A 23,795-nucleotide genomic window follows, 5' to 3' on the forward strand; every position below is an offset into this window, starting at 1 on the left:
TTTTAACTATTTATTTATTATTATATTTATTTAAAAGCCTTGTCAATTGGTTCCCAAAGTTCAATTTTATTTCCTTCGGGATCTGTAATCCAACCAAATTTTCCGTATTCGTATTTTTCTATTTCTCCAACCAAAGTTACACCTTCATTTTTTAACTTTTCTAATAATCTCTCTAAATTAGAAACTCTATAGTTAAACATATAGTCTTTTTTGGAAGGATTAAAGTAATCGGTATCCTTTTTAAAAGGACTCCATTGTGTACTTGCATCCGTACCATTTTTATCTTTCCACCAAAATGTACTACCCCAATCATCTGTATTAAACCCTAAATGCTTTTTGTACCATTCTTTTAATTCAGAAGGGTTTTCACATTTAAAAAACAAACCACCAATTCCGGTAACTTTTTCTTCTATTTCCTCTTTAACTTTTTTAGTTTCAGTATAAAAAATAGCTTCCACTTTATTAACAATAGTTTGCGCTAATTTTATTTTAGATTCCACTGTCCAACCAGCAATATGAGGTGATAATAACACATTCTCTGCTTTTATTAAATAATCAAATGCATCTGGTAAAGTATCGTTCTCAAACAAATTCTCAAAAGAACCTTTCTCGTATTCGAGCACATCTAAACATGCTCCTACTATTTTTTTACTTTTAAGTGCGTTAACTAAATGGCTTGTAACAACTGCAGAACCACGAGCTGTATTTATTAAGTAAAATGGTTTTGCAAACTTATTTATAAACTCATTATTTATCATTTGATGAGAAAGCTTGTTAAATGGTGTGTGTAAACTTAAAACATCTGCTTTTTTTTGTACTTCTTGTAAACTAACTTGTTTACAATTTTCATCACCAACACCATCTAAAATATCGTAACAAATTACTTCAACATCAAACCCACGTAACTTTTTTGCAAATGCTTTACCCATATTTCCATAGCCAATAAGTCCAACCGTTTTGCCTTCTAATTCAACACCTCTATTTTCTTCACGTAACCATGAACCTTTTCTAATTTCTAAATCGGCTTTTTTTATGTTATTAAATAAAGAAAGTAGCATTCCTAATGCATGTTCACCAACAGCATTTCGGTTTCCTTCAGGAGCAGATATTAAATGGATTCCTTTTTGTTCGGCATATTCAACATCAATACTTTCAAGCCCAGCACCAACTCTTGCAATAAATTTTAAGTTTTTAGCAGCATCAATAAATTGCTTATCAATTTTAAATCTACTTCTAATAACAACACCGTTGTACACCGAAATTTTTGCTTCAATTTCTTCTTTAGATGAAGAATAATCTTCATTGCAAATACAACCTAATTTTTCTAATCCTTCTTTTAAAATAGAATGGTTAGTGTCTATATGAAGTACTTTAAACATAGTTTAATATTGTTCGCTCTCGTTAGGAAAATCAATATTTTTAACATCTGTAATATAGCTTTGAAAAGCTCCTGACATTTCAGAGTATAAATCTAGGTATCTACGTAAAAAACGTGGATGAAACTCGTGCGTCATCCCCAACATATCATGTGTAACTAATACTTGACCATCAACTCCATTTCCAGCTCCAATACCAATTACTGGTATAGATAAACTATCCGCAACTTTTTTGGCTAATTTTGCAGGAATTTTTTCTAAAACTAACGCAAAACATCCAAGTTCTTCTAGCAATTTAGCATCTTCTAATAATTTATTTGCTTCTTCTTCTTCTTTAGCTCTAACGGTAAAAGTTCCAAATTTATAAATAGATTGTGGAGTTAACCCTAAATGTCCCATAACTGGGATTCCTGCAGTTAAAATTCTTGAAATTGATTCTGCAATTTCACTTCCACCTTCAAGTTTTACAGAGTGTCCACCAGATTCTTTCATAATTCTAATAGCAGAATCTAATGCACTTTTAGAATTCCCTTGGTAACTACCAAAAGGTAAATCTACAACAACCAACGAACGTTTTGTTGCTCTAACAACTGAACTTGCATGATATATCATTTGATCTAGTGTAATAGGTAAAGTAGTTTCATGACCCGCCATAACATTAGACGCAGAATCTCCTACTAAAATAATATCTATTCCAGCATTATCCACAATTTTTGCCATTGTATAATCATATGCAGTTAACATGGCTATTTTTTCGCCATTGTTTTTCATATCAGTTAATGATTTTGTGGTAATTTTTTTATAACTCTTTTTTGCAGTTGACATTTTACTTTAGTTTAATTTAAGAGGGTAAAAATACTAAAAAACAACCTTACTTATTTTTTTAATGTGAATTAATGTCTGTTTTTTTTACAAGTTTTTTAAAAAAAACAATAGTGTGTTTTAAATTATAATAAATACTCTAACTTAATTTGATAATTAGTTAATTCGCAGTATTTTTACTTTAAAATTTTGAAAATTTTGAAAAAGAAATCAAATATAACAAGTAACTCTAAAATAGATCTTGAGGATAAAATTGTTGAAATTAGTTTAAAAAACAAACAACTTACTACGGAATTAGAAACGGTGAAAAATGAAAACAGCAAGATTATTAATAAATTAATTCACAATCTAAAAAACCCTGTAGGCTCTAGTTTTTCTTTTGCAGAAATGTTAATAGATAACAGTATGAGTTTTGATGCTGAAAAAACAAAAAAGTATCTTTCTATAATTAAAAACTCATCACATTATGCAATTGAAATTTTAAATTCGTTTGCAAAATTAAATAGTATTAAGTCAACTAATTTTCAATTAAATATATCTAACTCTAATTATTCTACATTTATTTCAGAAATAATTGAATTTTCTAAAACTAAATATGCTAATAACAACATAAATTTTAATATTTATATTGAAGATAATATTTATTTTAATTTTGATAAAACAGAATTAAAATATGCCATTAATCAATTAATTAATAATGCAATTAGGTTTTCAAAAAAAGATACGCCAATTTCAATTATAGTAGAAAAAATAAACAACGCTATTATAACTACTATTACAGATAATGGAATTGGTTTTGAAACAGAGAATACAGCAAATCTTTTTAAAGAATTTTTTATTGAAAACACCTACGATGTCCATCAAAAAAAATGTTTAGGATTAGGATTAGCCATTGTTAAAAAAATAATTAACTCACATAATGGATCAATTAATATAACTAAAAATCAATCTATTGGAACTTCCATAAAACTTTTGATTCCTGCATAAAGTAATGATTCTAATAACTTTATTTTAGTATATTGTAGAGCAATAAACCACAAATTTTGTGTTATGAAAAAAAAAGGAGGAAATAATTCTTCTACAAAGAATAATATTAATTATAATACTCCTATTGAAAAGTACGAAGCATTTTTTAATTATGCACCCATATCATTATGGTTAGAGGACTTTTCTAAAGCAAAAAATTATCTAGACTCTATTACGCAAAATCTTCATATTTCAAATGAACAATATTTAGAAGAAAATCCTGAAATTATAGAAAAACTAGCTTCGCTAGTTGCTATTAAAGATGTAAATTATAAAACACTAGAGCTTTTTAAAGCTAAAAGCAAAAAAGAATTATTTGAAAACTTAAATTTAGTTTTTACAAAAGATTCTAATATTGGATTTTCTACACTACTAAAAAAACTTTTAACTGGAGAAAAAAAAGCTGAAATACATACAGTTAACAAAACATTATTAGGAGAAATTATAAATGTAAAAATTAAAATTAATGCTTTTGATAAAAAAAATGACTCTCTTGAAAATGTAGTTGTATCTATTGAAGATATCACAGAAAATTTAACAATACAAAAATCTATTTTAGAAAGTAAAAATAGATATAAAGAAACCCAAAGCATTGCAAAAATAAGCAGTTGGGAATACGATTATTCTTCAAACAAACTTTATTGGTCCGAAGAAATCTATAAAATGCTTGAGATAGAACCAAATAAAAAATTTAATGATTTAGAATATTACTTATCGTTTGTTCATATAGAAGACAGAAAAAATGTTCAAGATTTTTCTATTAAAAAATTTTTAGACACACCCATACAACAATTTCAATATAGAATTATAACCAAAAACGGCACTGTAAAATATATTAGTGAAAAAAGAAGTGCTATAATTAATAATGAAGGTCGTATTGAGAAAATTTTAGGTATTGGTCAAGATATTTCTGAAAGAGTTTTAGCCGAGAAAAAATTAAATGCAACTAAAAAATTATTTTCAAACACACTTAAAAATATTGTGGATGGATTTGTAATTCTAGATTATGAATCTAACTATTTGTATGTAAACCAAGCCGCGGCAAAACTTCTAAAAAAAGATGCGGACAAATTAATTGGCAAAAACTTATGGGATGAATTCCCTGAAAAAAAAGGAGATTTATTTTACGATAAATACCATCAAGCTACAAAAAAAGGTGAAGCCGTTTCGTTCGAAAATTATTTTACACCTTGGGGTAAATGGTTTAACAACCGTATAATACCCTCAAAAGATGGAATTCTTATTTTCTTTCAAGAAATTACCCAAAAAAAAGAACGTGAAAATGAAATAAAAAAAGCGTACGATATAATTAATAAAAGTGCTTCAGTAGCAATACTTTGCAAAGCAGAACACAATTTCCCTGTTGAATTTGCTTCAGAAAACATTAAAGATCTTTTTGGATACTCATATAAGGAGTTCACAAATCAAAATGTTTTTCTTCATAATTGCATTTATTTAGATGATATTGAAAGCTTTAGAACTAAAATATTTGAACTAGCAAAAAGTAAAAACTCTAATGGATTTGTACCAGATCCATTTAGAGTTATAGCTAAAGATGGTTCTATTAAATGGGTTAAAACAAAAGTTTCTGCTATTAGAAATTATGCCGGAAAAATTACGCATTTACAAGGTATTGTAGAAGATATTACAGAATTAAAAAAAGCTGATAACCTTTTATTTGAAAGCTCACAAAGATTAATAGATCAATTTAACAATACTCCATTAGCTTCCATTATGTGGAATTTAGATTTTAAAGTTATTGATTGGAATAATTCTGCTGAACGAATTTTTGGATACAAAGCAGAAGAAGCAATTGGTAAACATGCAAAAGATCTAATTATTCCAAAACCAATTGTAAATGATATTCAAAGTATATGGAAAACTATTTTAAAACAAACTGGTGGGCATACAAATACCAATAACAATATTACCAAAAATGGTGAAATTATTACATGTGATTGGTACAATGTAACCTTAAAAGATGCAAATGGAAATATAACAGGTGTTGCATCATTAATTGAAGATATTACTGAAAAAAACAAAGCCAAAGAAGCACTTCAAAAATCAGAATCAAAATACAAAGATTTATTTGAAAAATCGCACGATCCAATAATGATTGTTAATGAAAAAGGCAATTATTTAGATTGTAATGAAGCTGCTCTTAAATTATACGCTTGTACCAATAAAAATGAAATAGTTGGCAAAAAAACCACCTTCTTTTCTCCTGAATTTCAACCCAACGGAGAACTTTCTGGAGAAGTTTCAAATAAAGCCGCAAAAATTACCCTTGCTAAAGGAAGTTATAAATTTGAATTTCAACACAAAGATAAAAACGGCAGAATTTTTCCATCTGAAATTCATTTAACACGAATAATAGACAATGATAACAGAGTGAAAATTCACGGAATAGTTAGAGATATTTCCGAAAGAAAAAAGAAAGAAAAACTTGAAAAAGTAATTTATAACATTTCAAACGCCGCTTTAACAATAGATGAATTTAATGAGTTTGGAGAATTTATAAAAGATGAATTACATAAAGTAATTGATACAAACAATTTTTTTATTGCACTTTATAATAAAGAAAATGACACTATAAGTACACCCTTTATTATTGATGAATATAATTTTACAGCTAAAAATTTACCAGCAAAGGGAACTTTAACTGGATATGTTATTAAAACAAAAAAACCATTAAAAGTTAATATTGAACAACACAATAAACTAATTGATCAGGGTAAAGTAGATATGGTAGGTTCAATATCTAAAATTTGGGTTGGAGCACCTTTAAAAAATCAAAATAATGTTTTTGGAGCCATTGCAGTTCAAAGCTATGTTAATGAAAACGCATATTCTGATAGTGATGTAAAACTTTTAGAATTTGTAGCAAACCAAATTAGTAGCTCTATTCAAATTAAAAACTCACAAAAAGAACTCGAAGAAGCATTGTTAAAAGCTCAAGAATCTGACAGACTAAAATCTGCCTTTTTAGCAAACATGAGCCATGAAATTAGAACTCCAATGAACGGTATTATTGGATTTTCTGAACTATTTACTAAACAAAATATAACCGAAAAAGAACGTCAATCGTACGCAAACATAGTTATAAAAAGCAGTAAACAACTACTATCTATTGTAAATGATGTTTTAGATATTTCTAAAATTGAAGCAGGGTTAACTCAAATTCATAATAATAATGTTAACGTAAACGAATTATTAGATGAACTTTATAGTTTTTACAAACCAACTGCCAACGAAAAAAATATTGAATTTATTTTAAATAAATCTTTAGAAAACTTAAAATCAACTATAAAAACTGATAGAACTAAACTTAAACAAGTTTTTGATAACCTACTTTCAAACGCTTTTAAATTCACAAATACTGGAAGTGTTAAATTAGGTTACAATGTAAAAGAAAAATATCTTGAATTCTATATAAAAGATACTGGTATAGGTATTGAAAAAGAATTACAACCTGTAATATTTGATAGGTTTATACAAGCTAATATTCATAAACAACAAAAAGGAACTGGTTTAGGCTTGGCAATTAGTAAAAATTTTATTGAACTATTTGGTGGAGAAATACATTTAGAATCGAACCAAAAAGGAACCACAATAACTTTTACAATACCTTACAACCCCAATAAAAAAATAAAAAAAAAGATAATTAGATCATCAATTGAAAAAGAAATAAACGTGAAAAATAAAGAACTAACAATTTTAGTAGCCGAAGACGAAGAATACAACATGATGTATATTAACGAATTATTTTCCACTACTAAATTCAAAGTTATTGAAGCTGAAAATGGCTTATTAGCAGTAGAAAAAGCAAAAAATAATCCTAATATAGATTTAATTTTAATGGATATAAAAATGCCAAAATTAAATGGTTATGAAGCTATGAAAGAAATTAAAAAACAAGGAATTCAAATTCCAATAATAGCTCTTTCAGCCTTTGCAATGGAATCAGAAAAAGAAACAGCAATAAGTAAAGGATTTGATTCATATTTAACTAAACCTATAAATAAAGAGCTTTTGTTCAAAATAATAGATGATTTTACTAAATAAAATATCATCCTATTAATAAACTTCAATAGAAGAGAAAATTGTAATTAATTAGAATTATTCTAAATAAATACATATTTTAGCTCAAAACCTATTAATTTATGTCTACTAACAAGCATACTTTAAACCCAAACAAATGGGTTAAAGCACATGCCGATTATCTATTTAACTACACTATTAGTAGAGTAAATAATCATGAAATAGCTAAAGATTTAGTGCAAGAAACATTTTTTGCAGGATTAAAAGCTATGAAAAATTTTCAAGGAAAAGCCAGCGAACGAACGTGGCTGATTTCAATTCTAAAACGAAAAATAATAGATTATTATCGTAAAATAAATTCCGCCAAAGGAAAAGCTGAAGTTAAAGTTAACTTTTATACAGACGGAGAAAAAGAAGGTGAATGGTTAGAAGAACGTGTACCAACTAACTGGAATAACGAAGCTGAAAAAAACATAGAAAATGATGAGCTAAAAGAGGTTTTAGAAACTTGCATTAACAAACTTCCAGAAAAATACGAAATGGTATTTAGAATGAAAACAATGCAACAGTATGAAACAGAGGAAATATGTAAGGAATTAGACATCACTTCGTCAAATCTTTGGGTAATTATCCATAGAGCCAGAACTCAATTAAGAAAATGTATGGAAGATAATTGGTTCAATAAATAAAAAATCTAGCTATATGAAATTAACTTGTGACGAAGCAACTACAATATGCGACAAAAGTCAATACGGTGAAGCGAGTTTTTGGGAAAAAATAAAATTGAGCTTTCATATTTTTATGTGTAAAAATTGTAGCTTATACTCCAAACAAAATGCTGTTTTAAGTAAATGCTTACAAAAACAAAAATGTAAAAATAATTGTCTTTGCGAAAAAGAAAAATCAGCAATGGAAGAAGAAATAAAGGTGAAAATTTAACCACCAATAATAAACCAAAAAGCCTTTTCGGAACTTATTAGATAAGTTCCGTTTTTTATACCTTTGCTTTCTATGGAGTTTATACCAAAAAAAATAGATGCTTACGTTGTGCAACACTCGGAAAAAGAGCCAGAATTACTACAACAGTTAAATAAAGAAACCTGGCAAAAAATAATGAATCCACGTATGTTAAGTGGTGCTTACCAAGGTAGATTATTAGCTATGATTTCTAAATTAATTAATCCCAAAAACATTTTAGAAATTGGTACTTACACAGGCTATTCTGCATTGTGTTTAGCTGAAGGAATTCAAACAAACGGTAAACTAATTACTATTGATAAAAATGAGGAATTAGAAGACTTTGTTCGTGTTTTTTTTGATAAATCTGAATATGGAAGTCAACTTCAACAAAAAATTGGGAATGCTGTTGAAATTATTCCTTCATTAGAAGATAAATTTGACCTTGTTTTTATCGACGCAGACAAATCTAACTACGTAAATTACTTCAACCTAATTATTAATAAAATGAATACTGGTGGTGTAATTTTAAGCGATAATGTTTTGTGGAGTGGAAAAGTTGCTGAAGAATTAAAAGCTAAAGATAAAGATACAAAAGCATTACTAGAATACAACAAATTACTTGCTGAAGACAAAAGAGTTGAAACTATTATTCTACCTATTAGAGATGGTTTAACAATTAGTAGAGTTCTATAACTTATTTTAGTACGTAATTCTAAACTTGTTTTAGAATCACATCACACCAATATGGTTAATTAAAAATCTCTTCTAAAAACTACTTTTATAATCAACACATAAAACACTTTAGCAATCAAATAACCGAGTAACATTCCAACGGTTATATCTATTGGAAAATGTGCTGCCAAATAAATTCTACTATACGCAAATAGTATTGGAAATAAAAAAACTAGCCACATCCATTTATAATACTTTTTAAGCAACCAAAATGATATAAATGCAATGGTAAATGATACTGTTGAATGACCCGAAACAAAACTAAAATCTGTATGTTCAATTAAAACCGGAATGGCTTTATTAATTGATAAATCGTTAATTGGACGTAGGCGCTCAACACTATTTTTAATTAAATTCACAACTCCCAAAGCCAAAGCAGCGCTAATAGCTGTAAACAACGAGATTAATAATGCTTTTTTTAATTTAAACTTTCTAAAACCTAAATAAAAAATCAATATAAATAAAGGAATCCAATTTATTGGAGTGGTAATAAACAACCAAAAACTATCCCAAAAAGGGTTTCCTTGTGAATGTAAATAAAGTAGTAATTGTTTATCGTATTCTATAATGGAAGACCAAATTTCCATTTATTTTGAACGTTTTATTGGACCAGAAATATCGTCAATAACTTTGTTTTTTATTTTTTTAACAGGATTTGAAAAATCTTCTTTTACCTTATTAATTTCATCGCGTACTTTAGTTGCAGCATCAATATCTATATCGTGTTTTTCAGCGCTATTTTTAATTTCACGCTTAATATCATTAGTAGCATCTTTTACCTGACGCATACCTTTTCCTAATCCACGCGCAATTTCAGGCAACTTGTCTGCTCCAAAAAGCATTACAACAATTACCAAAATTACAAATATCTCTGCTCCGCTAATAAATAAAAACATGAATAATTAATTAATTTACAAAGGTAGTTAAAAATAATATTCAAAACTGAAAGGAAACTATATTGAATTGTTAAAAAGTTTATTCAGTAGTTTTATAAATAGCATTAAATAACAATCCTTGTTCAGAAAATCCATTTATTATAAATTGAAAATCATTTGAAAAAGCATTTTTTGGAATTTTAATAATCGCTTCACCATTAACGTTTGTTTGCATATTGTTTATCCATGTAATTTCAGACCAATTAAAAGCTTCTTTAGAATAGATGTTATATTGAGGTTCAAAATAATCACTTGCTTTATCAAATCCAGTTTTTAATATTAAATTTTGATACAGTGTTTTTCCATATTTATAATATTTATGATCTCCTTTTTTGAGATAAATTTTAACAATTCCACCAACTCCTTCAATACCACCACCAGCTCCTGTTCTATTTATTAATATTTCATCTACATCTTCCATATTAGTAGATTGAAACATTTCAATTTGACTTTCACCATCTATTCTAACATCATTTATAAAAACATTTGGGCTAATTGCTCTACCTCCTTTATTAAATGTATATGTACCACCTCTTAACTTTAAAATACAATTATTAGGACAATTCCCAGCTACCATTCCTAATTGTTGAAAATAATGCAACAAATTAAGGTAATTTTCACTTATTCTCTCTGTTACTTTATGGTTGTCGTAAAAACCTGCAGCAATAACTCTTCGCCTACTTGCTATATCCATTTCATCATCGTAAAAAGTTCTCTTTCTTTTAGATTTTACATTTTTTAAAACTACCTGCTTTAAAACCTCTACATCTGGGTAATTGTATTGATTTACAATAGAATAAACTTCATTAAAACTTTCTTCTTCTTGCTTTACAGTATTATTTTTAGAATATTTTTTTTTATAAAAAACATAGCTTTTTACAGTATCTTCACTAAAGGAAATAGAAGCTGGTTTAGATAATGTAGATTTATTATTTATTAAAGTTACCTTAATAGTATCATTTTTAAAACCAAATACATTTTTAAATGTAAATTCACGATTTTTATCAATTTTATTAATTTCACTATACGCAGCTAATCTTCCGTTATCAGATAAAATTCCAATACTAGCACCTTTTGGGTTCCATTTTAATTTCCCATTTAAAGTAAACCCGCTTTCAAATTTAAAAAGTTCGGTTGGGTTTATTTCTTTCATTTTTTCTTCTAAAGAATATGTACTCCAACCTTGATTCATTAATAATAAATCTAATGAAGCTGTTTTAGTTGGATTGGTATGATTAAAATAATATGAAGGGTTTTCAATTTCTCCTTTTACGTAGGGCGTTAATAAAAATGCACTTTTAATAGTCTGGTTTTCTTTAAAATTAGAGGAGTTATTTGGAAGCACTGAAATACTTAACTGGGATGCAATTGGATTTAAATTAGAGTTTATAGTTTTAATTTTAAAACTTATTGAATCGTTTTCTGTTTTTAATTTATTAATTAAAATAGCAGTTTTATTTTGTTCTTTTTCAATAAAAAATTTACGCTCAGCAATTGGCTCATTGTTTTTAAATAAAGTCACAATATTTACTCCATCCAATAATTTACTTTTATCAAAAATAAGCTCTTGAGTTGTTTGCTCACTGTTAATTAACTTTAAGGACAGAGCTTCGCTTATATAATTATTTCTATAAAAAATTAAATCTAAATTTGCTTTTTTTAATAACGGTAAGGTTTCTTGATTGGTTTTTAATGTTAAAATTACTTGTTCTTGATTAGACGCTACACTAAAAACAACACCTGTTTTATTAGCTGTTGGTAATTTTACCTTCTGAATAGTTTTATTAATATTTACAATAGCTGTATATGTTTCACCTTCTTCATAGTTGAAAACACTCTTTCCCATTCCAAACCTATTACTTGTAAATGTAGCTACTACTTTTTCTTTTGAGTTTATAATTTTTCCAGTAAAAGGATACCCTTTACCATTTATTAAAGCTTTAATTCCTAAAACATTTTCAACACCTTCTAATAGATAACCACTCTCGGGAAATAGCTGAACATCAAAATTAGTAGTGTATTCTTCTTGAATTATTTCTTTTTCCTTTTTTGAATTTATAATTTCAATTTCTTGAGAAAATACATTCTCATTACCAAAATTCAACATATAATTGGTAAACGCTTTAATAAAGTATGTTCCTGATTTTAAATCAGAGTCTAATAAAAAATCACCAATACCTACACCTTTTTGGATATATAAAGTTTTTTTATCAATTAAATTACTTTCAGAATCGTATAGATTTATAATTAGATTACTTGAATAAATTGATGGAGTATTTAAGGCGTCTTCTGCAACATAAGCTTTAATCCAAATTGTTTCATTAGTAAAATAGGTAGATTTATTTACATGTAGAAATACTTTTTCCCTAAACAAACTATTTTCTTGAATAGGTTCGATAAATTTTTTAGAAATAGTCTCTTGAGAATAAATAGACGTGAAGCAAACAATAAGGCAAAGCGTTAAGTAGCATAATTTTATTTTCATAGCATTTATTTTAACAAAATATTAACAAAAACCGTACCTAAACATATTTTTCTAACTAAAGTTTAATTTCGCTTGTCTATCATACATTACAATACTTCCAGCAACAGAAACATTCAAGCTTAATTCGGATTTGAATTTGACTAGAAAATGAGATTTCTCTTGTGCTAATTTAGACAGTCCGTGATCTTCTGCTCCTAACAAATACACACATCGCCTTGGGTGTGTAAAAGTTTCTAATTGTTCAGCCTCATCATTTTTTTCAACACCAACTAATTGTGCGCCTTTTGGTAAATTATTATAAAAGTCTTCAAAATTTTCATAATGAAAATAAGGCATTGCTCCCGTTGCTTTATGTGTATCACAAGCTTGTTTTGCATATCTATTACCAATGGTAAAAATAAAACTTGCTCCTAAATTTTGAGCAGAACGCCATAAAACACCTAAATTTTCAGGAGTTTTTCCGTTTTGAATACCAATTCCAAAAAAGCCTTGTTCTAAATTGTTTATCATTAAATACTATTTCTCTATTCTGTCAAACCATCAATTCGTCAACCTAAACTTGATTCAGGTTCTCATAAAAATTGGCGATTATAATGATGAGATTCTGAAATAAATTCAGAATGACGGCAAAATTTACTTTTTCTTAATCAACATTCGTTTAATTTCATTCAACTTCATCAACGCTTCAATAGGTGTTAAAGTATCAATATTTGTTGAAAGAATTTCTTCTTTTATATCTTCTAACAATGGATCATCGAGTTGAAAAAAGCTCAATTGCATTTCATCATCTTGTGCATTTTTCAGCGTTTCTTTCACCTCATCATTGGTATGATTTTTCTCTAATTGCTTCAGCATTTTACTAGCTCTATGAACAACCGCTGTTGGCATTCCTGCCAATTTTGCTACATAAATACCAAAACTATGCTCGCTTCCACCAGCAACCAATTTACGTAAGAAAATAACCTTATCTTTTAATTCTTTTACCGAAACATTGAAGTTTTTTACACGTTCAAATGTATTGGTCATATCATTCAATTCGTGATAATGGGTGGCAAATAATGTTTTTGCTTTTGAAGGATGTTCGTGTAAATATTCGGCAATTGCCCAAGCAATAGAAATACCATCGTACGTACTTGTTCCACGTCCAATTTCATCTAGCAACACCAAACTACGTTCAGAAATATTATTTAAAATACTTGCAGTTTCGTTCATTTCAACCATAAAAGTTGATTCTCCCATTGAAATATTATCACTTGCTCCAACTCGCGTAAATATTTTATCTACAATACCAATTCTAGCATTTTGAGCTGGAACATAACTTCCCATTTGAGCTAATAAAACAATCAATGCGGTTTGACGTAAAATTGCAGATTTACCACTCATATTTGGACCGGTAATCATAATAATTTGTTGCTGATTTCTATTCAAAACCACATCGTTTGCAATGTATTCTTCGCCAATTGGCAATTGCTTTTCAATTACCGGATGACGACCATTTTTAATCTCTAAATCGGTAGTTTCATCTAATTGCGGACGTATATAGTTGTTTTGTTTTGCCAATTCAGCAAAAGACAACAAACAATCTATTTGTCCAATTAACTGCGCATTTAATTGAATTGGTTGAATATAATCTAGTAAAGAGCTAACTAATTCAGCAAAAATCTCTTGTTCTAATTTTCCTATTTTTTCTTCGGCACCTAAAATTTTGGTTTCGTATTCTTTTAATTCTTCAGTAATATAACGCTCGGCATTTACCAAAGTTTGCTTTCGAATCCATTCTTCAGGAACTTTATCTTTATGCGAATTACGCACTTCAATATAATATCCAAAAACGTTGTTAAAAGCTATTTTTAATGAAGTAATTCCGGTTCGTTCAGTTTCTCTAGCCAGCATATTGTCTAAATATTCCTTCCCTGAATTTGAAATACTTCGTAATTCGTCTAATTCTTCTGAAACACCTTCAGCAATACTATTTCCTTTATTAATATTTACCGGAGCATCTTCATTTATAGTAAAAGAAATTTTTTCACGAAGCGCATTGCAATTTTGCAATTGCTCACCAATAATTCTTAAACTTTCGTTCTTGCTTTTTTCCGCAGCTTCTTTTATAGGAAGAATGGCATTTAACGAATTTTTCAACAAAACAACTTCACGCGGATTTACTTTACCCGTTGCAACTTTTGAAACTAAACGTTCAATGTCACTAATTTGCTTTATTTGAAAAGAACACAAGTCAAAAAAGTCATCTGTATCAATAAAGTGTTTAACAATATCGTGACGCTTTTTTATTCTATTTACATCTTTCAACGGTAACGCCAACCAACGTTTTAACATTCTTCCTCCCATTGGAGAAATGGTTTTATCTATAACATCTAAAAGTGTAACTGCATTTACTGATGTTGAACTGTACAATTCTAAATTACGAATGGTAAAACGATCCATCCAAACATATTTATCTTCAGAAATACGATTAATTACCGCAATATGATCTAACTTATTATGTTGCGTTTCTGATAAATAATAAAGTACAGCACCTGACGAAATTATTCCTTCATTTAAATCATCAATACCAAAACCTTTTAGTGTTTTTACTTTAAAATGATTGGTTAACGTTTCCAACGCATACGTTGGTTGAAAAATCCAATCTTCTAAATAAAATGTATAAAAACGATCTCCAAACAACTCAAAAAACTTGGTTTTGTGCTGTTTTTGTACCAAAACTTCACTTGGATTAAAGTTTTGCAACAACTTATCTATGTATTCTGAATTTCCTTGAGCTGTTAAAAACTCACCAGTAGAAACATCTAAAAAACTAACTCCAATTATTTTTTTTCCAAAATGAACCGACGCTAAAAAGTTATTTGACTTTGATTGTAAAACCTCATCGTTTAAAGCAACACCAGGAGTTACCAATTCGGTAACACCACGTTTTACAATTTTCTTGGTCATTTTTGGATCTTCTAACTGATCGCAAATAGCAACACGCATTCCAGCTTTTACCAATTTTGGTAAATAGGTGTTTAGTGAGTGATGAGGAAAACCAGCCAAAGCAGTTTCGGTTTCACTACCAGCTCCACGTTTGGTTAAAATAATTCCTAAAACTCGAGCAGCTTTTTTAGCATCTTCACCAAAAGTTTCGTAAAAATCACCAACCCTAAACAACAACATAGCATCAGGATATTTCACCTTAATTGCATTGTATTGTTTCATTAAAGGAGTTACTTTCTTTGGTTTTGCTGCCAATTTTTTAGGAAATTAAGTTAGTTTTGCGAAGTTACATTTTATATTTAAAATTACGAATTGTGAATTAGGAATTACATTATTTTTGTTATCCTGAATGAAGTATAAGATATTTAGCATACGCTCAATATGACAAAGAACCAATAACAATGAGAAAATTAAAAAATAGCGAACTTGGAAGGTTAAATGTTGAAGATTTCAAAAAAACGGATAAAATCCCGTTAATTGTTGTGTTAGACAATATTAGAAGTTTAAATAACATAGGTTCAGTTTTTAGAACAAGTGATGCTTTTTTAATTGAAAAAATATACTTGTGCGGAATTACAGCTCAACCACCACATAAAGAAATACATAAAACTGCATTGGGTGCCACAGAATCTGTTGCTTGGGAATATGTTGAAAACACTATTGAACTTATTGAAAACCTTAAAAAAGAAAATGTAATTGTTTGTTCCATTGAACAAGCTGAAAACAGCACAATGCTACAAGATTTTACCATTAAGCAACATCAAAAATATGCCATTGTAATGGGTAACGAAGTTAAAGGTGTTCAACAAGAAGTTGTTTCCGCTAGTGATTATTGTATTGAAATTCCACAATTTGGCACCAAGCATTCGTTGAATATATCAGTAAGTACAGGTGTTGTACTTTGGGACTTATTTAAGAAATTCAAGTATTAACCATAGTTTTTAGTAATGATAGTATAATAACAATCGATTTTATTAATTCAATTCTGTTCGTTACCTTTGATAAAACATATTAACAACTAAAAGAATACAATTATGGCTTTCGAACTACCAAAATTACCTTATGCATATGATGCATTAGAACCACATATTGATGCAAGAACTATGGAAATTCACCATACAAAGCACCATGCAGGATATACAAACAATTTAAACAATGCTATTGCTGGAACTGATCTAGATGGAAAATCTATTGAAGAAATTTTAGATGGATTAGACATGAATAATGGAGCTGTTAGAAATAACGGTGGTGGTTTTTACAATCACTCATTATTTTGGGATGTAATGAATCCTGAAGGAAAAGGATACTTATCTGGCGAGTTAAAAGATGCTATTATTGCAGAATTTGGTTCTGTTGATGCATTTAAAGATGCTTTTGCAAAAGCAGCAGCAACTAGATTTGGATCTGGTTGGGCTTGGCTTTGTGTACACAAAGGTGGAAAAGTTGAAATTTGTTCAACTGCAAACCAAGACAATCCATTAATGCCTGGAATTACTTGTGGAGGAACTCCTATTTTAGCATTAGATGTTTGGGAACACGCTTACTATTTAAACTACCAAAACAGAAGACCAGATTATATTAATGCATTTTTTAATGTAATTAACTGGAATCACGTTGAAAAATTATACGCTGAAAATAAATAATTTAGCATTTAAATAACTACTGATTAAATAATAACTACAATTAGAAAACCCACTCAAATGAGTGGGTTTTTTTCATATAAAATTATTATGAGAACCTGAAACAAGTTCAGGTTGACTAAACATATTAATAAGCTCTTTTATTATTTCCTTCATAAAAATTAATAAAAGCATCATTTACCACTCTATTACCTCCTGGTGTAGGATAATCTCCGGTAAAATACCAATCACCTAAATGATCTGGACATGCTTTGTGTAAATTCCCTACTGATTGATAAATAATTTCAACATCTGCTTTTATATCATCCGTTTTCAACATTCCAGCAATTTTATCTGAAATCTGTTCATCTGTAAAAGGTGCATAAATTGCTTGTACTCCATTTCTAATTTCTGGATCTTCTAGATTTTGTTGAGATTTACAATGCTTGTAAACTTCGTCTACAATATGGTATTGATTGGTGTCTTTCAATAATTCCAAAGCTGCTCTAAAAGCAATAAAATCACCTAACCTAGCCATATCAATTCCATAACAATCTGGGTAACGAATTTGAGGTGCAGAAGAAACAATTATTATTTTTTTAGGATGTAAACGATCCATTATTTTAATAATACTTTTCTTTAAAGTTGTTCCTCTAACTATACTATCATCAATAATTACCAAATTATCATCTGGTTTCACAATTCCATAAGTAACATCATAAACATGCGCCACTAAATCATCTCTACTATTATCATCAGCAATAAAAGTTCTTAATTTAGCATCTTTAATTGCTAGTTTTTCAATTCTAGGACGTTGAGATAAAATTTCAGTTACTTTTTCAGCAGATAAATTACGTTTACCATCTAAAATCATTGCTGTTTTTTGCTTATTTAAAAAATCAGCAGCAGCTTCTCGCATTCCATAAAATGAAGTTTCAGCAGTATTTGGAATGTACGAAAATACTGTATTATTCATGTCTTCATTAATCTTTTTTAAGATTTGCGGAAACACTAATTTACCTAATTTTTTACGTTCTTTATAAATATCAGAATCACTTCCTCTTGAAAAATAAATACGTTCAAATGAGCAAGATTTTTTAGGTAATTGTTCTCTAATTTCTTCTATTAAAACATCTCCATTTTTTCTAACTATTAAAGCATTTCCGTGCTCTAATTCTTTTACATCATCAATTCCTACATTAAATACAGTTTGAATAACTGGACGTTCTGAAGCTACCACAACTACTTCTTCATCTTGGTAATAAAAAGCTGGACGAATTCCAGCAGGATCGCGCAAAACAAAAGCATCTCCATGACCTAATAACCCAGCCATTGCATAACCTCCATCCCAATTTTTTGCAGAGCGTTTTAATATTTTTTTAAGATTTATTCTATCTTCAATTATTGGTGAAGCTTCTTTTTTGTTTACCGCTCCTTCTTTTTTTAATGTTTTATACAATTTAGCTACCTCATCGTCAATAAAATGGCCAATTTTCTCCATTACGGTTACCGTATCTGTCAATTCTTTAGGATGTTGACCTATTTCAACCAAATCGTTAAATAAACGTTTAGAGTTTGTCATGTTAAAATTACCTGCAACAATCAAACTTTTATGTCTCCAGTTACTTTGGCGTAAAAATGGATGGACACTTTCAATACTGTTTTTCCCAAATGTTCCATAACGTACGTGACCTAAAAATAAATTTCCAATGTATGGAGCGTTGTTATTTTGCCACTCCACATCGTTCACTTTATCAGGAAATTCTTCATTTAAAGAATTTAAACGACCGTTAATTTGTGAGAAAATATCTTGAATTGGTTGTGAATTATTCGAACGTACTCTACTAATATAACGGGTTCCTGGCTCAACATCAAATTTTATACTTGCTATTCCAGCTCCATCTTGACCTCGATTGTGCTGCTTTTCCATTAACAAATACATTTTGTTTAAACCGTAAAAAGCAGAACCATATTTATCTTTGTAATATTGCAGTGGTTTTAGTAACCTAACCATTGCAATTCCACATTCATGTTTAATAGCATCACTCATTTTTATTAGATAGTTTAGTAGTTTTTGTACAAAAAAATCCGCACAAAGGCGGATTCATATTTTTTAATTTATTTCTATATCAAACTGCGTTAATAGCTTGAATTGTAACAACCTTTTTTGAATTTCATCATGGGTTAAATTTTCCATACGTTCTGTTCCAAATTTTTCAACACAAAACGAAGCTAAATTAGAACCAGAAATAACAGCTCTTTTCATATTTTCAAACGAAATATCTTCAGTTTTTGCTAAATGACCAATAAAACCACCAGCAAAAGTATCTCCTGCTCCTGTTGGGTCAAAAACTTCTTCTAATGGCAAAGCTGGTGCAAAGAAAACATTATCTTCATGAAACAATAATGCTCCGTGCTCACCTTTTTTAATTACCACATATTCAGGCCCCATTTCGTATATTTTTTGAGCAGCTTTTACTAAAGAGTATTCACCAGATAGTTGACGAGCTTCTTCATCATTAATTGTTATTACATCAACTTTTTTTAAAACCTCCATTAACTCATCCAATGTATTATCCATCCAAAAATTCATAGTATCTAAAGCTACTAATTTTGGTTTAATTGGAATTTGTTTAATAACATCCATTTGAACTGTTGGGTGTAAATTTCCTAATAATAAGAAATCACAATCTTGATAATTTTCTGGAACTACAGGTTTAAAATCGGCTAATACATTTAAATCAGTAATCAATGTGTCACGCGAATTTAAATCGTTATGATATTTTCCTGCCCAGAAAAAAGTTTTTCCATCTTCAATAATTTCAACAGCTTCAGTGTTGATATTTCGCTCATTTAATTTTTCTAAAAACTCTTTTGGAAAGTCTCCTCCAACAACCGAAACAATTCCTTGATCAATACTAAATTGAGCTGCTGCTAGTGAAATATATGAAGCTGAACCTCCTAAAATTTTATCTGTTTTTCCAAACGGTGTTTCAATTGCATCAAAAGCTACCGTACCTACTGTTAATAATTTACTCATATTTTCAATATATCAAATCCACAAACTAGCTTAATTTCAGCATTTATTTTTTTAAAACAGCTATTGTGGTTACTTTTGCAAAAATAAGTTTAAAAAATGACTATCAAAGAAATACAAGAAGAAATTATTGATGAGTTTTCAATGTTTGAAGACTGGATGGAACGATATGAATATATTATTGAATTAGGAAAAGATCTACCTGTTATTAAAGATGAATTTAAAACGGATGATAATTTAATTTCTGGATGCCAAAGTAAAGTCTGGATTTATTCTGAAATTAATAATGAAACACTTTCTTTTTCAGCTGATAGCGATGCTATTTTAACCAAAGGTATAGTTGCTTTATTATTACGTGTTTTTAACAACCAAAAACCAGCAGATATTTTAAGTGCAGATTTATATTTTGTTGATAAAATTGGTTTAAAAGAACACTTATCACCAACACGAGCTAATGGTTTAGTTTCTATGATTAAACAAATAAAGTTATATGCTTTAGCTTTTCAATCTAAAATGAACTAACAATACCCTATTTGGTATTGAAATAATTGTATATTTGCACTTATTTAGACTGATTATAAAGAAGCATTTTAATATGAATAGTGAACGCGTACAAGATTTAGGAGATAAAATAATTGAAAAAATTAAAACAATTTACGATCCTGAAATCCCTGTAGATATATTTGAATTAGGTTTAATTTACGATGTTTTTGTGAGTGAAAGTAATGATGTTAAAATACTTATGACACTTACTTCACCTAACTGTCCAGTTGCAGAAACATTACCTCTTGAAGTTGAAGAGAAAGTAAAAACTATTGACGAAGTAAATAATGCCGAAGTTGAAATTACTTTCGACCCTACATGGACTCAAGATATGATGAGTGAAGAAGCTAAATTGGAATTAGGTTTTTTATAGATGAGTAATGAAATAGTAAATAGAGTTGCCAATAGTCAACTTAAAACCATTGATTTAGAAGAATTCTATCCTAAAGGAAATAGAATTGTTTTAGATATTAAACCATGGCTGTTTCATGAATTAATTTTAAAAGAAAATGAGTTTAGAGCTCATTTAAAAAACCATAATTGGGAACAATATAAAAATAGTTATGTGGCACTAACATGTTCATCCGAAGCTATTATTCCATCATGGGCTTTTATGTTAATTTCAACCTATTTAACAAATGCAAAAAAAATAGTGGTTGGCAATTTAGAAACTTTAGAAACAATTCTATTTTCAGAAATAATTTCGAAATTTAACATCTCTGAATTTAAAAATAAACCAATTATTATAAAAGGCTGTGCAAACAAACCAATCCCTTCAACAGCATACACCCAATTAATAAACAAATTACAACCTGTTGCTAAATCTATTATGTTTGGTGAAGCTTGTTCAACTGTACCTTTATTTAAAAAAAAGAACTGAAAATGTGACTTTTCATTAGAAAAGTGGTCTTAATAATATATTTTTGCGAACTTTAAAAAAATAATTAACTATAAATAATCATTATGAAAAAAGTAATTTTATTAGCAGTATTTGTATTAGGAACTACATTTATGTATGCTCAAACATTAGAAGAACTAAAAGCAGAACAAGCTCCTAAAAAAGCAACTATTGCAACTTTAAAAGCTGAAGTAGATGCTATACAGGCTAAAATTGATGCTTTACCTGGATGGAAAATAGGAGCATTTGGAACTATTGGTGGTAATATTTCTGGCTTTAACAACTGGTATTCTAAAGCAACACCAAATTCATCAGCAGGAAATTTAGGAATAACTGTTAATGGTTTTGCAAATTTAATGCAAGACAAATATTTTTGGAGAAATTCAGCGAATGTAAACTTAAGCTGGGTAAAAATAGATGATAAGGATGATGACACTGACAATGATGATTTTCAATCTGCAACCGATGTGTTCAGTATCTCTTCATTATACGGAAGAAAATTAAGCGATAAATGGGCTATTTCTGCTTTAGGAGAATACAGAACTACTATTTTAGATAATTTTAACGATCCTGGATATTTAGATCTTGGGGTTGGTGCTACTTGGACACCTATTAACAATTTAGTAGTAGTTATTCACCCATTAAACTACAATTTTGTATTTAGCGATCTAGATGCTGTTTACGAATCTTCAATGGGTGCAAAAATTGTAGCTGATTATACAACAACTCTTGGAGCAATTAATTTAAAATCTAACTTATCTGCTTTTCAAAGTTATAAAAGCTCTGATTTATCGAACTGGACTTGGATAAACTCTTTTGGATATACTTTATGGAAAGGTATTGGAGTTGGATTTGAATTAGGTCTTAGAAGCAATAAACAAGAAGCTTTAGGAAATGCAATTATAGATACACCTAGCGCAACTTTTGACTCAATTGATAACGATTTACAATCTTATTGGTTATTAGGATTAAACTATTCTTTCTAAAAGAATAAAATCTAAAAAAATATTTATTAATAAAAAGATGCTCTTAATAAGGGCATCTTTTTTCTTTATTGAATATTAATTACTTAATTTAGCCTTAAACAATTAAACTAATGTCATTACTATTATTTTACGCAGCAATTTCAATTTTGTTTTCATTCTTATGTTCTATTTTAGAAGCAGTATTATTAAGCGTTACTCCAACATTTGTAAATATTAAATTACAAGAAGGAAAATCCTATGCTAAAACATTAGAAAACCTAAAAAAAGATGTTGATAAACCTCTAATTGCAATTTTAACTCTAAACACTATTGCACACACAGTTGGGGCAATATTAGTAGGTGTACAGGCTGAAACATTAGATTTTAAAGTGAATTTTTTAGGAATTAATATTGTTGGAATTGTATCAACTATAATGACATTACTAATATTAGTAGTTTCAGAAATTATACCAAAAACCATAGGTGCAACTTATTGGAAACAACTATCAAATTTTACTTCTAAAGCATTAGTTGCTTTAATGTTTCCTTTAAAATGGACAGGACTTTTATGGATACTTCAGTTAACAACAAAATTAGTAGGTGGTAAAAGTGCACATGGCTCTATTTTTAGTAGAGAAGATTTTCATGCAATGGCAGAAATAGCTCATGAAGAAGGTGTTTTTGAAGAAAACGAAAGCGCTATTATTAAAAATCTATTAACTTTTAAAGAAATATTAGTCAAAGATGTTATGACACCTAGAACGGTATTAATTACTGCCGATTCAGACACATCAATTCAAACATTTTTTGAAGAACATCCAAAACTTCACTTTTCCCGAATTCCAATTTATAAGGAAACTGTTGATTCTATTTCTGGTTTTATATTAAAAAGTGAAGCTTTTGAAGCCATTATTAAAGGAAAAGGAAAAGAACCTTTAGAAACCTTAAAACGTGAAATTTTAGTTACAAATCGTAACCTTCCAATTCCAGATTTATTTGAAAAATTTGTATCTGAACGCGAACATATAGCTTTAGTTGTTGACGAATATGGAACAACTAGTGGACTTGTAACCATGGAAGATGTAATTGAAACACTACTTGGATTAGAAATTATGGATGAAAGCGACAGTGTGGCTGATTTACAATTAATGGCTAGAAAAAGTTGGGAATCTCGTGCTAAAAAAATTGGTTTAATTGAAGAGAAAACTAAAGATGATTCGACACCTTTAGATGAGTAATTTTATCTAATCACTAAAACCCTTCACACACAAATTTATTCAAAACCATTATTGATTGAAATTACTATTTCATAGATATATTTATAACGTTAATTGATTCTTATTTAGTTTCACAATAACAACCTTTTAC

At 28.7% G+C, this 23,795-nt stretch carries 21 protein-coding genes and 1 pseudogene; 12 read left to right on the forward strand and 10 right to left on the reverse strand.

The genetic code is table 11. The annotated features are described in order from the left end of the window. Nucleotides 1-26: 26 nt before the first annotated feature. From R3X25_RS15220 to panB, 3 genes and pseudogenes are all read right to left on the reverse strand, one after another. Entirely contained in the window at nt 27-458 is a 432-nt protein-coding gene (locus R3X25_RS15220) for a VOC family protein (protein WP_411556569.1), read from the reverse strand. After that, nucleotides 444-1,379 (reverse strand): annotated as a pseudogene (locus tag R3X25_RS03500) (2-hydroxyacid dehydrogenase); the annotation flags it as partial. The pseudogene R3X25_RS03500 and the gene R3X25_RS15220, both read right to left, overlap by 15 nt. Before the next feature lie 3 nt (nt 1,380-1,382). Continuing rightward, nucleotides 1,383-2,201: a 3-methyl-2-oxobutanoate hydroxymethyltransferase gene (gene panB / locus R3X25_RS03505; RefSeq protein WP_317671898.1), complete on the reverse strand. Its 819-nt coding sequence runs from the start codon at nt 2,199-2,201 to the stop codon at nt 1,383-1,385. A 195-nt stretch (nt 2,202-2,396) separates the two neighbouring features. On the opposite strand from panB, the gene R3X25_RS03510 reads away from it, so the two are divergent. From R3X25_RS03510 to R3X25_RS03530, 5 genes are all read left to right on the forward strand, one after another. Continuing rightward, nucleotides 2,397-3,185: a HAMP domain-containing sensor histidine kinase gene (locus R3X25_RS03510; RefSeq protein ID WP_317671900.1), complete on the forward strand. Its 789-nt coding sequence runs from the start codon at nt 2,397-2,399 to the stop codon at nt 3,183-3,185. Nucleotides 3,186-3,248: 63 nt separating this feature from the next. After that, nucleotides 3,249-7,289: a PAS domain S-box protein gene (locus R3X25_RS03515; protein WP_317671902.1), complete on the forward strand. Its 4,041-nt coding sequence runs from the start codon at nt 3,249-3,251 to the stop codon at nt 7,287-7,289. Between the two features lie 98 nt (nt 7,290-7,387). Next, nucleotides 7,388-7,954, forward strand: coding sequence for a sigma-70 family RNA polymerase sigma factor (locus tag R3X25_RS03520; protein WP_317671904.1), 567 nt, complete (start codon nt 7,388-7,390; stop codon nt 7,952-7,954). A 13-nt stretch (nt 7,955-7,967) separates the two neighbouring features. After that, the gene (locus R3X25_RS03525) at nt 7,968-8,204 is read left to right on the forward strand and encodes a hypothetical protein (protein WP_317671906.1); all 237 of its coding nucleotides are present in this window, start codon (nt 7,968-7,970) and stop codon (nt 8,202-8,204) included. Between the two features lie 72 nt (nt 8,205-8,276). Continuing rightward, nucleotides 8,277-8,918 (forward strand): O-methyltransferase, encoded by a 642-nt coding sequence (locus R3X25_RS03530; RefSeq protein ID WP_317671908.1) that lies wholly within the window; start codon nt 8,277-8,279, stop codon nt 8,916-8,918. Between the two features lie 59 nt (nt 8,919-8,977). On the opposite strand, the gene R3X25_RS03535 is transcribed toward R3X25_RS03530, so the two are convergent. From R3X25_RS03535 to mutS, 5 genes are all read right to left on the reverse strand, one after another. Further along, entirely contained in the window at nt 8,978-9,544 is a 567-nt protein-coding gene (locus tag R3X25_RS03535) for a phosphatase PAP2 family protein (protein WP_317671910.1), read from the reverse strand. Further along, nucleotides 9,545-9,853 (reverse strand): twin-arginine translocase TatA/TatE family subunit, encoded by a 309-nt coding sequence (locus tag R3X25_RS03540; RefSeq protein ID WP_317671912.1) that lies wholly within the window; start codon nt 9,851-9,853, stop codon nt 9,545-9,547. It abuts the gene before it with no gap. Nucleotides 9,854-9,932: 79 nt separating this feature from the next. Further along, entirely contained in the window at nt 9,933-12,377 is a 2,445-nt protein-coding gene (locus R3X25_RS03545; protein WP_317671914.1) for a hypothetical protein, read from the reverse strand. 51 nt (nt 12,378-12,428) lie between these two features. Beyond that, nucleotides 12,429-12,887: an RNA methyltransferase gene (locus tag R3X25_RS03550; RefSeq protein ID WP_317671916.1), complete on the reverse strand. Its 459-nt coding sequence runs from the start codon at nt 12,885-12,887 to the stop codon at nt 12,429-12,431. Between the two features lie 123 nt (nt 12,888-13,010). After that, complete coding sequence (gene mutS, locus R3X25_RS03555; RefSeq protein ID WP_317671918.1) at nt 13,011-15,620, reverse strand: DNA mismatch repair protein MutS; 2,610 nt, start codon at nt 15,618-15,620, stop codon at nt 13,011-13,013. 146 nt (nt 15,621-15,766) lie between these two features. Between mutS and R3X25_RS03560 the strand changes: the two genes are divergently transcribed. Continuing rightward, the gene (locus R3X25_RS03560; protein ID WP_317671920.1) at nt 15,767-16,297 is read left to right on the forward strand and encodes an RNA methyltransferase; all 531 of its coding nucleotides are present in this window, start codon (nt 15,767-15,769) and stop codon (nt 16,295-16,297) included. A gap of 102 nt (nt 16,298-16,399) precedes the next feature. Continuing rightward, a complete protein-coding gene (locus R3X25_RS03565) occupies nt 16,400-17,008 on the forward strand; it encodes a superoxide dismutase (protein ID WP_317671922.1) in 609 nt (202 codons plus the stop codon). A 124-nt stretch (nt 17,009-17,132) separates the two neighbouring features. On the opposite strand, the gene R3X25_RS03570 is transcribed toward R3X25_RS03565, so the two are convergent. Both R3X25_RS03570 and R3X25_RS03575 read right to left on the reverse strand, forming a co-directional pair. After that, nucleotides 17,133-19,034, reverse strand: coding sequence for an amidophosphoribosyltransferase (locus tag R3X25_RS03570; RefSeq protein WP_317671924.1), 1,902 nt, complete (start codon nt 19,032-19,034; stop codon nt 17,133-17,135). Between the two features lie 63 nt (nt 19,035-19,097). After that, a complete protein-coding gene (locus R3X25_RS03575) occupies nt 19,098-20,024 on the reverse strand; it encodes a PfkB family carbohydrate kinase (RefSeq protein WP_317671926.1) in 927 nt (308 codons plus the stop codon). 96 nt (nt 20,025-20,120) lie between these two features. Between R3X25_RS03575 and R3X25_RS03580 the strand changes: the two genes are divergently transcribed. The 5 genes from R3X25_RS03580 to R3X25_RS03600 all read left to right on the forward strand — a co-directional run bounded on the left by R3X25_RS03580 (nt 20,121) and on the right by R3X25_RS03600 (nt 23,665). After that, on the forward strand, nt 20,121-20,543 hold the full coding sequence (locus R3X25_RS03580) for a SufE family protein (RefSeq protein ID WP_317671928.1): 423 nt from the start codon (nt 20,121-20,123) through the stop codon (nt 20,541-20,543). Between the two features lie 73 nt (nt 20,544-20,616). Next, nucleotides 20,617-20,937 (forward strand): SUF system Fe-S cluster assembly protein, encoded by a 321-nt coding sequence (locus tag R3X25_RS03585; RefSeq protein ID WP_317671930.1) that lies wholly within the window; start codon nt 20,617-20,619, stop codon nt 20,935-20,937. Next, nucleotides 20,938-21,444, forward strand: a complete 507-nt coding sequence (locus R3X25_RS03590) for a DUF2480 family protein (protein WP_317671932.1) — start codon at nt 20,938-20,940, stop codon at nt 21,442-21,444. 83 nt (nt 21,445-21,527) lie between these two features. After that, on the forward strand, nt 21,528-22,448 hold the full coding sequence (locus R3X25_RS03595; RefSeq protein ID WP_317671934.1) for a DUF3078 domain-containing protein: 921 nt from the start codon (nt 21,528-21,530) through the stop codon (nt 22,446-22,448). A 110-nt stretch (nt 22,449-22,558) separates the two neighbouring features. Continuing rightward, the gene (locus tag R3X25_RS03600) at nt 22,559-23,665 is read left to right on the forward strand and encodes a hemolysin family protein (RefSeq protein ID WP_317671936.1); all 1,107 of its coding nucleotides are present in this window, start codon (nt 22,559-22,561) and stop codon (nt 23,663-23,665) included. Nucleotides 23,666-23,795 lie beyond the last annotated feature (130 nt).

This window comes from Lutibacter sp. TH_r2 (assembly GCF_033101135.1).
In the GTDB taxonomy this organism is placed as follows: Bacteria; Bacteroidota; Bacteroidia; order Flavobacteriales; family Flavobacteriaceae; genus Lutibacter.

What these genes read in the sequence shown, in the direction of transcription:
- R3X25_RS03530 (WP_317671908.1), top strand. Translation starts at nt 8,277, where the DNA reads ATGGAGTTTATACCAAAAAAAATAGATGCTTACGTTGTGCAACACTCG.
- R3X25_RS03595 (WP_317671934.1), top strand. Translation starts at nt 21,528, where the DNA reads ATGAAAAAAGTAATTTTATTAGCAGTATTTGTATTAGGAACTACATTT.
- R3X25_RS03575 (WP_317671926.1), bottom strand. Translation starts at nt 20,024, where the DNA reads ATGAGTAAATTATTAACAGTAGGTACGGTAGCTTTTGATGCAATTGAA.
- R3X25_RS03570 (WP_317671924.1), bottom strand. Translation starts at nt 19,034, where the DNA reads ATGAGTGATGCTATTAAACATGAATGTGGAATTGCAATGGTTAGGTTA.
- R3X25_RS03580 (WP_317671928.1), top strand. Translation starts at nt 20,121, where the DNA reads ATGACTATCAAAGAAATACAAGAAGAAATTATTGATGAGTTTTCAATG.
- R3X25_RS03535 (WP_317671910.1), bottom strand. Translation starts at nt 9,544, where the DNA reads ATGGAAATTTGGTCTTCCATTATAGAATACGATAAACAATTACTACTT.
- R3X25_RS03560 (WP_317671920.1), top strand. Translation starts at nt 15,767, where the DNA reads ATGAGAAAATTAAAAAATAGCGAACTTGGAAGGTTAAATGTTGAAGAT.
- panB (WP_317671898.1), bottom strand. Translation starts at nt 2,201, where the DNA reads ATGTCAACTGCAAAAAAGAGTTATAAAAAAATTACCACAAAATCATTA.
- R3X25_RS03585 (WP_317671930.1), top strand. Translation starts at nt 20,617, where the DNA reads ATGAATAGTGAACGCGTACAAGATTTAGGAGATAAAATAATTGAAAAA.
- R3X25_RS03520 (WP_317671904.1), top strand. Translation starts at nt 7,388, where the DNA reads ATGTCTACTAACAAGCATACTTTAAACCCAAACAAATGGGTTAAAGCA.
- R3X25_RS03515 (WP_317671902.1), top strand. Translation starts at nt 3,249, where the DNA reads ATGAAAAAAAAAGGAGGAAATAATTCTTCTACAAAGAATAATATTAAT.
- R3X25_RS03600 (WP_317671936.1), top strand. Translation starts at nt 22,559, where the DNA reads ATGTCATTACTATTATTTTACGCAGCAATTTCAATTTTGTTTTCATTC.
- R3X25_RS03540 (WP_317671912.1), bottom strand. Translation starts at nt 9,853, where the DNA reads ATGTTTTTATTTATTAGCGGAGCAGAGATATTTGTAATTTTGGTAATT.
- R3X25_RS03565 (WP_317671922.1), top strand. Translation starts at nt 16,400, where the DNA reads ATGGCTTTCGAACTACCAAAATTACCTTATGCATATGATGCATTAGAA.
- R3X25_RS03550 (WP_317671916.1), bottom strand. Translation starts at nt 12,887, where the DNA reads ATGATAAACAATTTAGAACAAGGCTTTTTTGGAATTGGTATTCAAAAC.
- R3X25_RS03590 (WP_317671932.1), top strand. Translation starts at nt 20,938, where the DNA reads ATGAGTAATGAAATAGTAAATAGAGTTGCCAATAGTCAACTTAAAACC.
- R3X25_RS03545 (WP_317671914.1), bottom strand. Translation starts at nt 12,377, where the DNA reads ATGAAAATAAAATTATGCTACTTAACGCTTTGCCTTATTGTTTGCTTC.
- R3X25_RS03525 (WP_317671906.1), top strand. Translation starts at nt 7,968, where the DNA reads ATGAAATTAACTTGTGACGAAGCAACTACAATATGCGACAAAAGTCAA.